Raw genomic sequence first — 11,765 nt, 5'->3', positions numbered from 1 at the left:
CCTCTAGAAGTTGTAACAATACCTTACTATTGTCGACAAATACCAATAAATGAATCAAACCCTAGAGCAAGAATTTGTGAGTCTTTTGGAGGATAATCAGAACATCCTTCATAAGATCTGCAAGCTATATACCGCAGACTTGGCTTCACATCAGGATCTGTTCCAGGAGATGGTGATTCAACTATGGAAATCATACCCAAAATTCAAGGGTGATTCTAAGTTTTCAACATGGGCGTATCGAGTTTCTTTGAACACCGCGATCTCGCTATACCGTGGCAGGAAAACTAAAATTGAAACAGTGGATTGGGATTATTCATTAACCAATATTCGTTACGAAGAGTACAATTCAGAAACTGAGGACCAGCTTAAATACTTATATGATGCTGTTAGACAGCTCAATGACATCGACAAGGCATTGGTATATATGTATCTGGAGGACAAGGATTACACGGAGATTTCAGAGACATTGGGGATCAGCGAGGTAAATGCTCGGGTAAAAATGAATCGAATTAAAAGCAAATTAAAACAAATGCTTACAAAAAAAGGAGTGGTATAATGGATGAATTAGACTTTCTGAAACAGCATTGGCAAAAAGACCAGGAGTTTCCTAAAATTAATAAGGAACAGATCCAAACTATGCTCTATAAAAGCTCTTCATCATTGGTAAAATGGATTTTCATTATCAGTGTGATCGAATTGATTGTAGGTATAACCTTAAATGTTTTTTTATATTTCAAGGTGGATGAACAACAAGATAATGCTTTGGATATATTTAGTAATATTATAGATGTATTGTCGTATATCGTTATCATTTATTTTATTTATGCTTTCTTTAGATCTTATAGGAAGATTAAAAACACAAACAATACTAAAGATTTACTTTCTGATATTTTGAATACTAGGAAAACCGTTGGATATTATATCAAGTTCAACATTTACCTCATCATTTTCGCGATTAGTATTTCGAGTTTAAGCCTGATCTGGGAAGAAGATATTATGAACAGATCCATAAGCCATAATATATTGTTCTTCACCTTATTAACTATTTTTATGACAGGTTTTGGTTGGTTAATCATCAAGCTTGTCAAGCTTTATTATAAAGCAATCTATATTCGATTAATCAAGAAATTGGACAAGAATTATGAAGATTTGATCAAGTTAGAAGAAGAATATCAAAAATAGAAGAGAAGCTTAAAGCTCCTCTTCTTTGTTTAGATCTATAAATGCTTCTAGAAATTGTCCTTCGTCGTCTAAAGCATTGAAGACAATTTTGACAAGTTTTGCATTTTTTATTTCTTCAGTCAATGGTGAAAGTTTCAGTTTGATTGCAACTGGTTTATCTTGATGTAGAAGATAATTCAAATAATTCTGTCTGTCGGACAATTGAACTACTACTCTATCCATTTGAACAGATGTTAACATATGAGATTGATCTTCAGAGTCTATGATTGCTGAGGCAAATACATTCAATCTAAATTCACGAGGATTCTTATCGTAAGATATTGCAAACACATCCACCACCAAGGTGTCCCCTGAGGCTGTGATTGATTTTAGGTCAAACTGTATATCATCTACGATATTCAATGAGCTGTCCTGTTGCGCAAGGGTTAGCTTTGGAAATGCCAGAGCACAGATGAGCCCAAGCATCATAAATAAGTGTTTCATAAGAATAATTTTAACGAAGCCTGTCGGCCGATTTAATCAACTTATTATCATTTCTTATGCCACGAATTGCAAAGGACAAACATAAGATCGATACAGGTAACAGAAAGAAGCCGATTCCGATATTGCTTGCGCCAATACTTTGATTGATTAATCCCAAGATATTGTTTGCTGAAACAAACATCCAAACAGCAAAAAGACAGATAAGTATAACTTGAACCAATATTAAGTTTAACTGCAATTTTCTGTTTTTATATTGAAATATGATAAATATTGGGATCAAAGCCAATATCACCGTTGCAATAGTCATTAAAAGGAACCCAGACTCTTTGGTCGTCACATTGTTAGCTGAAGAATAAACGCCAGTAACATAAATGTTTTTGCCAAGACCAACTAAATCAATGTATCCTACAAATGGGAAAATGAAAAGTCCACAAAGAACCAAGCTTGAGATTAACAACCAAACGGTTTGAATACGTTGTATCATATTTATAGATTATTTATACCGCAAATATAATACAAACAACTTAAATAGGATTTGGTTTCTCCAGGATTGGTAAAATGGATGGAGATAATTGATGTAATCTAGACGGACAATTCAATATCCACGCTTGTACCCTTTCCTATCTCAGATCTGATGTCTAATTTACCATGTAGGTAATTTACCCTTATTTTCACGTTCTTCAATCCAGCTCCAACTTTTGAAGTTTCGTTTAAAATATGTGGAGCAAACCCAACTCCGTCATCTTCCACGGTAATGAAAATCACGTTGTCTTCCATACTACATTGCACCAAAATATGTTTTGCCCCTGAATGTTTCAGTGAATTATAGATCAATTCCTGAATAATTCTATAAATATGAGTCTGTTGATCTAGTATTAGGTTTTCTAGTGACCCATATACTTGCAGTTCTATTTTTGTGTTAATATTTTGGAGGCTTTTGCACAAATCATTTAAGGAAACTTCTAATCCAAATCTCCGCAATGCTTCAGGCATTAAGTTATGGGAAATCCGGCGCATTTCTGTTATTGCGTAATCCATATCCATCAAAACTGAATTTACCTTGTCATGGGGATTAATCAACTGAAGATCCAAGACCTTATATTTAATAGATGCCAAGATACTTCCCAAACCATCATGAAGATCTCTGGAGAGCCTATTTCTTTCCTTTTCCTCTCCCTGCAGCATAGCATCCAAGGACATCAGCTTTTGTTTTTGTTTCTCATCCAAAAGTTTTTGTTGATTGTTGATTTCCTGTTGTTGCAATAGACGTTTGTTTTTTTGATGGTTCTTGACTAAGAAATAACCTATAAGGACCAGCATTATTGCGACTAATGCAATAATAACCCTCGTGTTTCTAATATCACTTTCAGTTTTATCTCGTTCTGCTTTTAAAGAAAGGATTTCATTTTCTTTCTGTAAAGTTTGGTACTTCACTTCATAACCGACAATTGATTCTCTGATTTTGCGATTATACATTGCTTCTTGCAGGACATCTTTTTTCTTTATCCATTCCAGGACTTTCGGATAATCCCCTAATCCTTCATAAATTTTTACATATGCCAAGGCGAGATTCAAGCTGTCTTGAAAAAATGCTGTATGAGATTTAATATTGGCTTCTACATTATTCTTGAGATCGACCAATGCTGCTTTATAATCTTTCTTAGCAATATTGATCAATGTCCTTTGATAATGCAATCCACCCCATGACCTTGGATCAGAATCTTTGTCTCTGATGGTGGCTTCAATAGCCTTGTCCATAAGCTCCAATGCCTTGTCATATTGTTTTTTAAATCTGTAATGAGTTCCGTGGATGTAATAGTAGTCACCCAAGGGCAACTCGCCTTTATGTTTTTTTGAAAACCTTTCAAAGTCTGCAATTAACGAATCAGCTTTTTCAGTTTCATTTGATGCATGAAGTGAAATAATCAGCAATTTATAGATCTCATTAAGGGTTAGGTGATCATAATTTCCTTTTTTGAGATAAGAGACCGCATCATTTAAATAACGGTTTGCTTCTACATATTGTAGATTATTCCAAAAGTTCATTCCTATCTTATAATGGATATTTCCAGTGATAACATTGTCATTTGCATCAAAAGCGACGGGTAATGCTCTATTGATCAGCACATCTAGCATTTTGACATGTTTATCCTGCCATTGATAAGCTGTTGCGATATTGTTAAGCGTCCTTGCTCTCAATTTTTTGGCTTCCGGAGAATTTATTGCAGCAAGTTCACTTTCTGCCGACTCCATCAATTCAATTGCTCTTGGGAGGTCATAGTCCATATAGAACATGCCTTCATAGAATTTACCCATCCCTGAAATAATGGGCGCTTTTCCGTTCAAGGCCAGTCCTTGATCCAGGTAATAATGGGCATTGGTAGAATCAGAAAAGGAATAATAATAGGAAAGATCAAATAAGACCCTTGCTCGGTCTACCACTTTTTGCTTGGTGTTGAGGACCTTTTTAAGGCTATCGATTTCTTTTTTATAGGGGTATGCAACCTGCTGTGTAGCAGTACTTGTTAAGGCAATGCCAAGGAGTAGGAAGATAAAAAACAAATTACGCCTAGCATTCATAATTTAGTTATCTATAAGTTTTATTAAATAGAAATAGGCAGTGATAATCACTGCCTATGCATGATGCGTATAAAGATAAACTATTTTTCTATTTTAATTGCAATCCCTTCATCCTCTATTGCTTGTACAGACTCATCTGTAATCAGCGGTGAAGTTTTCTTAAGGGTTTCAAACAAAGCTTCTGAGTCACCATTAAACAATACTGTCAATGTTGAACCTGATGCATTATACTTCATTTTAACATCGCTAACTTTCTTATTTGATTCCAATCCAGTTGAGATTTTCTTCAATTCGGCCAGATTTATTCCTTCAATCAAAACGGTCATTTCAGCGGCATTTGCACTTTCACCTTTTTTACCCATCAGGCTATTTAATTTGCCTCCTATTCTTCCTGCTTTTTGAGAAGCGTTATCTACTTTGTTCGAAGTGTTCTCAACCTTGTTTAATGCTCTATCAATTTTATCTAAAAATCCCTGCGCATTTGCTGCAAATGTGCAGCCTAAAAATAATGTCAATACGAATAATATCTTTTTCATAACCAATGAATTATATGTGAAGTAAAGGTAGAGCGAAAAGGAGGCGAAATATATACCTGATTCAGTGGTAAATTTTGTACTTGGTTTCTAGTACAAGAAGTTCAATTTAAACAGGTAATTCTTTTGTAGTCATTAATTTTACGTGCTACTTACTAAATGCTGTTAGGAGCTAATCTTAGAATATTTACCTTTGCATGGTGGAAGATCAAATGCCGAGATACTTTTTAGAGATTTCCTATAATGGTACTGCTTATCATGGATGGCAAATCCAGGAGAATGCTGTATCTGTACAAGAAAAGCTGAATCACGCCTTAGCTATTCTATTAAGGGAAGAAGTGGAGACCATTGGTGCTGGAAGAACGGATACCGGAGTCCATGCAAAACAATTGTTTGTACATTTTTCACATCCGTCTTCAGTGTTGCAGAATAAGGAGAAATTCGTTCATTCTTTAAATGCTTTGCTTCCTTTTGATATTTCTGCAAAACGGCTTATTGAGGTTTCAAAAGATGCACATGCACGATTTGATGCTACCCAAAGGAGTTATGAATATCATGTTCATTTTCAAAAAGATCCATTCTTACATCAGTTCTCTTGGCAATTAAGGGATAGACCGGATATAGAAAAAATGAACATAGCTGCGCAAGATTTGTTAGGTAAGCAGGATTTTTCTTGTTTCAGCAAATCTAACACACAAGTATTCACGAATAATTGCGATATTAAATGTGCAGAATGGGTGTGGGATGGTGAGAAATTGATTTTCCATATTACAGCGGATCGTTTTCTTCGGAATATGGTTCGTGCTATCGTTGGCACATTGATGGAAATCGGCCTAGGCAAGAAACCTATAGAACATATTAAAGCGGTAATTCAGAGTAAGGATAGATCCAAAGCTGGAACTTCAGTTCCTGCCTGCGGTCTATATCTAACAGAAGTGGCTTATCCTTATATAGATTAATACAAAGATTTTGGAGAAAGAGAAAATTTCGGGAAACGCATACGACAGTAAATTGCTGGGGAGATTAGCGAAGTATATCCGCCCATATAAGACTATCTTTTGGGTATCGGTTATACTAACGATCTTATTGGCAGCAGTTGCACCTGCATTGCCTTTGTTGGTGGAATATACCTTGGACCACTATATCCTTTCGGGAAGCGGTGAAGGCCTAAACTATATGCTCTTTCTGATGTTTGCCCTATTAATAGCGCAAACTGTAATCCGTTATTTTCATACTTTAATGACCAATACGCTTGGTCAATCTGTAATCCGCGATATCCGTATCCAAGTATTCAACCATATCACCAATCTCCGACTTAAATACTTCGACAATACGCCAATCGGAAGATTGATTACCAGAACAATCTCAGACTTGGAAACCATTGCCAATATTTTCTCAGAGGGGTTGATTCAGATTATTGGGGATTTATTGCAGTTAGTGGTAATCTTAGGTGTGATGTTCTATACAGATTGGAGGCTTACTCTTGTGGTTTTGGTTCCTATGCCTTTAATGATTGCTGCGACTTATATCTTCAAGGAAGCGATGAAATCAGCTTTCCAAAGTGTGAGATTATGGGTTTCCAATTTGAACACTTTCCTGCAGGAACATATTACAGGGATGAGCGTAATCCAATATTTTGCTCGTGAAGATCAGGAGATGAAAAAATTCGATGCGATCAATAAAGAACATCGGAATGCTCACATTCGCGCTAACTGGTATTTCTCCATATTCTTTCCTGTTTTAGAAATTATTGTAGCCATCGCAACAGGTTTATTGGTATGGTATGGTTCGAGGCAGATTTTGGCGGATGTGATCTCTCCAGGTGTGGTCGTAGCTTTTATCATGTACATCAACATGATCTTTAGGCCTATTCGGGAATTGATTGATAAGTTCAACACCTTGCAAATGGGTATGGTATCCGCAGAGCGTATTTTTGATGTTTTGGACACTGATGAATTCACGCCGAACCCAGGGAAATATAAACCTGAACATGTCAAAGGAGAAATTACTTTTAAGAATGTTTGGTTTGCCTATAATGATGAAAAGTGGGTTCTGAAAGATGTTAGTTTTCATGTTAAACAAGGTGAAACCCTTGCTTTAGTTGGTGCAACGGGAGCTGGTAAGTCATCTATCATCAATATTTTGAGTAGATTTTACGAAATCCAAAAAGGAGAAATCCTCTTGGATGGTGTTGATATCCGTGAATATGACCTTACCTTCCTTCGACAAACCATAGCCACGGTTCTACAGGATGTATTCTTGTTTTCAGACTCTGTTTTGAATAATATTAATCTTCATAACCCTAATATAACTTTCGACTCCATTGAAGATGCTGCGAAGAAAGTAGGTGCTTATGATTTTATTATGCGTCTTCCGGGGAATTTCAACTACCAAGTTCAAGAAAGAGGTTCAACGCTTTCAGCAGGACAGGCTCAATTGATATCCTTTATCAGAGCATTGGTGCATGATCCCAAAATTTTGATCCTCGATGAAGCAACGTCTTCTATCGACACAGAAACAGAGGAATTAATCCAAAACGCGATCGAAAATCTTATGGAAGGCAGAACTTCCATCGTAATCGCCCATAGATTATCCACTATTCAAAAAGCTGATAAGATCATCGTTCTTGACAAAGGTGAAATCAAAGAAATCGGAACCCATCACGAACTGCTGGAGCTGGAAGGATATTACAGGAAATTATATGACCTTCAGTTTAATTCTGCGGGGATATAGTATTTGAGATGTGAGATGTGAGATATGAGATATGAGATATGAGATGTGAGATGTGAGATGTGAGATGTGAGATGTGAGATATGAGATATGAGATATGAGATGTGAGATATGAGATATGAGATATGAGATATGAGATATGAGATATGAGAAAGAGAAATTAATGTCTAGTTCCATGAAACATATTATTTGGAAAGGCATCTATTATAACTCGATGGAATACCTTCGGTTTTATTCAGATGCCGATCATAATCTTTTTAGTTCTCGAATAATTGGCACGTTAGAAGATCAATTCTGGTTTCTAGAATATCAAATAATAACCTATCCAAATTGGGAGGTTTTAAGTTTTGAAATTTCCATAGAACTAAATGGGGAGAAAACTTCAATAAATGCGACTTCGAACAATAAAAAATGGTTGATCAATAATCAAGAAAAACCAGAATTTGAGGGATTTATATTTATTGACATTTCTTTAAGCCCATTTACCAATTCACTTCCAATCAACAATTTACACATCAATCAAGGGAATTCCCAAATAATTGATGTTATCTATCTCGATATTCTCAAAGGGGAAATCTATCCTGTAAAACAGAGATATTTCAGAAAAGATCAAGACAGCTATATCTATCAAAATATTCCAAATGATTTTGAAGCTGAAATTAAAGTTGATTCTGATGGATTTGTGTTGAAATACCCGGATTTATTTTTGAGATATGAGATGTGAGATGTGAGATGTGAGATGTGAGATAGTAAGTGTCTCAAATCCCAAATCTCATATCTCACATCTGTTCAAATAAAAAAGGCTGGAAAAAATTTTCCAGCCTTTTTTTTGATTCTTAGTTCAGTCCTCTTTTTTTCATTAAGTGGATTGGGTCAGGATCTGCTCCGCGGAATTTGCGGTACATTTCTGCGGGGTTTCCGGTACCACCTCTTTCAAGGATATTGCTACGGAACGAAGCAGCTGTATTTTGATCGAAAAGACCTTTTTCTTTAAATGCGGCGAATGCATCTGAATCCAATACTTCAGACCAGATATAGCTATAGTAACCTGCTGAATAACCTCCACTGAAGATATGTTGGAAATAAGTACTTCTGTAGCGTGGGATAATTGCATCAATTAGTCCGATTTTATTCATGGCTGCTTTTTCGAAATCATTTGCTTTAGCAGTAATTGGAGATGTTGCACTGTGGTAGTTCATATCCAATAAGGAAGCTGCTATATATTCAACTGTTGCGAATCCTTGGTCAAAAGTTCCTGCTTTTTGCATTTTTTCGATCAATGCATCAGGAATTGCTTCTTTTGTTTGGTAATGTTTCGCGTATGTTTTCAATACTTCAGGATCTCCCGCCCAGTTTTCCATAATTTGGGAAGGAAGTTCTACGAAATCGCGTGGAACAGAAGTTCCAGCTAGGCTTTTGTATTTAACATTTGAGAACAATCCATGCAACGCATGTCCAAATTCATGGAACAAAGTGCTAGCTTCGTCAAAAGTCAACAATGCAGGACTGTCACCAACTGGTTTTGTAAAGTTACATACGATTGAGATTACTGGGGCAACACGTTTTCCGTTCTCTCTGCTTTGTGATCTGTAAGAAGTCATCCAAGCACCAGAACGTTTAGAAGCGCGTGGGAAGAAATCAGCATATAATAATCCTAAGTGGGATCCATCCTTATCACGAACTTCAAAGACTTCAACCTCAGGATGGTATACAGGAACATTGTTTAAAGCTACAAATGAAATTCCCCATAATTTATTAGCTGTTGCAAAAGCACCTTCACGCACATCTGTTAAGCTGAAATAAGGTTTGATTTCTTCTTCATTCAATGCGAAACGTTTTTGGCGAATTTTCTCTTGGTAGTAACGCCAATCGTATGGAGCTACATTGAATGTATCTTTTGCGGCATCAATTTCTTTTTGAATATCTGCTGCTTCAGCTTTAGCTTTTGCTAATGCTGGCGTCCAGATTTTGTTCAATAATGCATTTACATTTGCTGGGTTTTCAGCCATTGATTCTTCAAGCACATAAGCTGCATGAGATGAATAGCCCAATAATTTTGCTTTTTGTTGACGAAGGTTAGCGATTTTCACTAATATCTCTTTCGTATCACCTTCATTATCATTGTTACCACGTAATTGGTAAGCATCCCAGATTTTTTTACGCAATTCACGGTTATCTGCATATTGCAAGAATGGCATTACGGAAGGATTTTGCAAAGTAAACAACCATTTACCATCATGACCTTTTGCCTTAGCTTCTGCTGCTGCAGCTGCCTTCAATTCCTTAGGTAATCCAGCCAAATCCTCTTCTTTGTCGATCAACATTTCGAAAGCATTTGTTTCTGCCAAAAGGTTTTGACCATATTGAGTAGATAACACGGAAAGGTCAGCGTTTATTTTCTTTAGTTTTTCTTTATCAGCATCTTTAAGATTTGCTCCTGAACGCACAAAACCTTTGTAAGTTTCTTCAAGCAATTTTAAATCTTCCGCATCCAAGCCTGCATTTTCTTTTTGGTCATACACAGCTTTCACCCGTTTGAAGAGCTCAGGGTTCAGATTTATTTCATCACGGTGTGCAGACAATACTGGCGCCAAATCTTTTGCTATAGCTTGGATCGTGTCATTTGTATTTGCACTGTTCAAGTTGTAAAACACAGTAGATACTTTATTTAACAACTGACCCGAGTTTTCTAGTGCTACGATTGTATTAGCAAAAGTTGGTTGATCTTCGATTTTTAGGATAGAGTCTACTTCTGCTTCATGTATTCTTAAGGCTTCTTTAAAAGCAGGTCTGAAGTGCTCATCTTTGATTAGATCAAATGGAGGAACTTCAAAGTTAGTTTCATACTTAGCTAATAATGGATTTTTCAAATCTACAGTTTCTTCTTTTTTAGTTTCGTTGTTGTTACACCCTACTAACAAGCTGGCAATCACCATGCAGTAAGGTAAAAACCCTTTTTTATTCATTCTATTATAGTTTGTTTCAATTTTTGTGCAAAGGTACTAATTCTTTGTCTAAGAATCCATTTCTTTGTGGCTGACAAACTACTAAGAATTTCTAAATTTTTTGCTTAATTAGCTGTAACAAAATCGACGCGCTAACGTCTAATTACTAAAGCTTTAGAAAATGAAAGAATTCTTTTGGTGGTGCGCAGGGGTACACAAGGAAACATTAGACCGGTTTCCTGAGGAGCAGAACAAATATATAAGCATTGGCGCGACAATCTTTTTTACAGGTCTATTTGCGGCGTTAGCTGGTGGCTACGCTTTATATTTTGTTTTCAGCGGAAGTGCATTTGCTATTTTTTATGCCCTTCTGTTTGGAATAATTTGGGGATTAGCAATCTTCAACCTGGATCGTTACATCGTTCTCAGTATTGATAAGAGCCGCGGTGTGGGCATGCAATTATTGCAAGCACTGCCGAGGATATTATTGGCCATTCTAATTGGTCTTGTCATTTCTCGCCCGTTGGAGCTTAAAATCTTTGACAAAGAAATCAAAGAGTATCTCCGAGCGGAATATTTAGTTCAACAGAATGCTAGGATCGACACGCTAAACAAAACTTTTGAAAATAAGTACCGCGTTGAATACGGCCAGTTAAAAGCTCTGCATACCCATGCTGACTCCTTGGAATCCAGCATCAAAACATCAAGGCAACAGCTCAACCACGAAATCTTCGGTACAAAGACTGATGAAACATCAGGCGTGATGGGTTATGGTCCATACGCAAAAATGAAAGAGGCAAATCTAAATAGCCAACAAGCGTATTTGGACAGCTTAAGGTTAAGACTACAAGCCAAAGAATCTGAGTTATTGCAGAGAAAGACTGCAGAGGGGTTATTGGATCAAAAAATATTATCTGATAAATCTCTGGATAGCGCAATCAATGTTGCGGGATTTGCAGACCGGAATGCTGCCTTGAGCAATCTACACAAAAAACCCGATGGCACAGTCAACAAGTCTACTGAATATGCCGTAATCTTTATTGCGCTATTGTTCATTTTCTTCGAGTGTTTGCCTGTTTTCGTAAAATTAATGAGTGGTCGTGACGCTTACGATAATGCATTGAAGAATCAGAAAGAAGTTCATAATTATGAGTCTGACACGGGTGTAACTGTTGAAAAAACAGCGATCGACAAAATAGATGATTACAGGGTTGATGCTTCGATAAAACGGCGAATGGACAAGCTCCAGAAAGAATTTGCGGAGGAATAAGTGTAAAGAATTCTGTATACTTGCCAAGCAATTTAATCTAAA

The 11,765-nt window shown here is 36.5% G+C and carries 11 protein-coding genes; 6 read left to right on the top strand and 5 right to left on the bottom strand.

Translation table 11 applies throughout. From position 1 onward, the window contains the following. The first annotated feature begins 49 nt into the window (after positions 1 to 49). Both CRT24_RS00815 and CRT24_RS00810 read left to right on the top strand, forming a co-directional pair. Complete coding sequence (locus CRT24_RS00815; RefSeq protein WP_099369358.1) at positions 50 to 556, top strand: RNA polymerase sigma factor; 507 nt, start codon at positions 50 to 52, stop codon at positions 554 to 556. Next, on the top strand, positions 556 to 1,182 hold the full coding sequence (locus CRT24_RS00810; protein WP_099369357.1) for a hypothetical protein: 627 nt from the start codon (positions 556 to 558) through the stop codon (positions 1,180 to 1,182). The genes CRT24_RS00815 and CRT24_RS00810 overlap by 1 nt, the downstream gene beginning before the upstream one ends. 9 nt (positions 1,183 to 1,191) lie before the next feature. Here CRT24_RS00810 and CRT24_RS00805 read toward each other — a convergent pair whose 3' ends face one another. The 4 genes from CRT24_RS00805 to CRT24_RS00790 all read right to left on the bottom strand — a co-directional run bounded on the left by CRT24_RS00805 (position 1,192) and on the right by CRT24_RS00790 (position 4,781). Beyond that, the gene (locus CRT24_RS00805; RefSeq protein WP_138089416.1) at positions 1,192 to 1,665 is read right to left on the bottom strand and encodes a hypothetical protein; all 474 of its coding nucleotides are present in this window, start codon (positions 1,663 to 1,665) and stop codon (positions 1,192 to 1,194) included. Positions 1,666 to 1,675: 10 nt separating this feature from the next. Beyond that, the gene (locus tag CRT24_RS00800) at positions 1,676 to 2,149 is read right to left on the bottom strand and encodes a DUF4293 domain-containing protein (RefSeq protein WP_099369355.1); all 474 of its coding nucleotides are present in this window, start codon (positions 2,147 to 2,149) and stop codon (positions 1,676 to 1,678) included. Positions 2,150 to 2,247: 98 nt separating this feature from the next. Continuing rightward, a complete protein-coding gene (locus tag CRT24_RS00795) occupies positions 2,248 to 4,245 on the bottom strand; it encodes a sensor histidine kinase (RefSeq protein WP_099369354.1) in 1,998 nt (665 codons plus the stop codon). Positions 4,246 to 4,325: 80 nt separating this feature from the next. Beyond that, complete coding sequence (locus CRT24_RS00790) at positions 4,326 to 4,781, bottom strand: hypothetical protein (RefSeq protein ID WP_099369353.1); 456 nt, start codon at positions 4,779 to 4,781, stop codon at positions 4,326 to 4,328. Positions 4,782 to 4,975: 194 nt separating this feature from the next. Between CRT24_RS00790 and truA the strand changes: the two genes are divergently transcribed. The 3 genes from truA to CRT24_RS00775 all read left to right on the top strand — a co-directional run bounded on the left by truA (position 4,976) and on the right by CRT24_RS00775 (position 8,232). Then, a complete protein-coding gene (gene truA, locus CRT24_RS00785) occupies positions 4,976 to 5,737 on the top strand; it encodes a tRNA pseudouridine(38-40) synthase TruA (RefSeq protein ID WP_180269028.1) in 762 nt (253 codons plus the stop codon). 10 nt (positions 5,738 to 5,747) lie between these two features. Continuing rightward, a complete protein-coding gene (locus CRT24_RS00780; RefSeq protein WP_099369352.1) occupies positions 5,748 to 7,511 on the top strand; it encodes an ABC transporter ATP-binding protein in 1,764 nt (587 codons plus the stop codon). A gap of 172 nt (positions 7,512 to 7,683) precedes the next feature. Continuing rightward, positions 7,684 to 8,232: a putative glycolipid-binding domain-containing protein gene (locus CRT24_RS00775; RefSeq protein WP_180269027.1), complete on the top strand. Its 549-nt coding sequence runs from the start codon at positions 7,684 to 7,686 to the stop codon at positions 8,230 to 8,232. 112 nt (positions 8,233 to 8,344) lie between these two features. Here CRT24_RS00775 and CRT24_RS00770 read toward each other — a convergent pair whose 3' ends face one another. Continuing rightward, positions 8,345 to 10,474: a M3 family metallopeptidase gene (locus tag CRT24_RS00770; RefSeq protein ID WP_099369350.1), complete on the bottom strand. Its 2,130-nt coding sequence runs from the start codon at positions 10,472 to 10,474 to the stop codon at positions 8,345 to 8,347. 160 nt (positions 10,475 to 10,634) lie between these two features. On the opposite strand from CRT24_RS00770, the gene CRT24_RS00765 reads away from it, so the two are divergent. Next, positions 10,635 to 11,723 carry a DUF4407 domain-containing protein gene (locus CRT24_RS00765; protein ID WP_099369349.1) on the top strand — a complete coding sequence of 363 codons (1,089 nt, stop codon included), beginning with the start codon at positions 10,635 to 10,637 and terminating at the stop codon, positions 11,721 to 11,723. The last annotated feature ends 42 nt before the right edge of the window (positions 11,724 to 11,765 follow it).

The organism is Sphingobacterium sp. 1.A.5, from assembly GCF_002734235.1.
Lineage (GTDB): Bacteria > Bacteroidota > Bacteroidia > Sphingobacteriales > Sphingobacteriaceae > Sphingobacterium > Sphingobacterium daejeonense.
The sequence above is the reverse complement of the archived record's forward strand: the minus strand, read 5'-3'. Positions and strand labels throughout refer to the sequence as shown.

Coding starts and splice junctions, on each gene's coding strand:
- CRT24_RS00795 (WP_099369354.1), bottom strand. CDS start 4,245: ATGAATGCTAGGCGTAATTTGTTTTTTATCTTCCTACTCCTTGGCATT.
- CRT24_RS00775 (WP_180269027.1), top strand. CDS start 7,684: ATGAAACATATTATTTGGAAAGGCATCTATTATAACTCGATGGAATAC.
- CRT24_RS00770 (WP_099369350.1), bottom strand. CDS start 10,474: ATGAATAAAAAAGGGTTTTTACCTTACTGCATGGTGATTGCCAGCTTG.
- CRT24_RS00805 (WP_138089416.1), bottom strand. CDS start 1,665: ATGAAACACTTATTTATGATGCTTGGGCTCATCTGTGCTCTGGCATTT.
- CRT24_RS00790 (WP_099369353.1), bottom strand. CDS start 4,781: ATGAAAAAGATATTATTCGTATTGACATTATTTTTAGGCTGCACATTT.
- CRT24_RS00800 (WP_099369355.1), bottom strand. CDS start 2,149: ATGATACAACGTATTCAAACCGTTTGGTTGTTAATCTCAAGCTTGGTT.
- CRT24_RS00815 (WP_099369358.1), top strand. CDS start 50: ATGAATCAAACCCTAGAGCAAGAATTTGTGAGTCTTTTGGAGGATAAT.
- truA (WP_180269028.1), top strand. CDS start 4,976: ATGGTGGAAGATCAAATGCCGAGATACTTTTTAGAGATTTCCTATAAT.
- CRT24_RS00810 (WP_099369357.1), top strand. CDS start 556: ATGGATGAATTAGACTTTCTGAAACAGCATTGGCAAAAAGACCAGGAG.
- CRT24_RS00765 (WP_099369349.1), top strand. CDS start 10,635: ATGAAAGAATTCTTTTGGTGGTGCGCAGGGGTACACAAGGAAACATTA.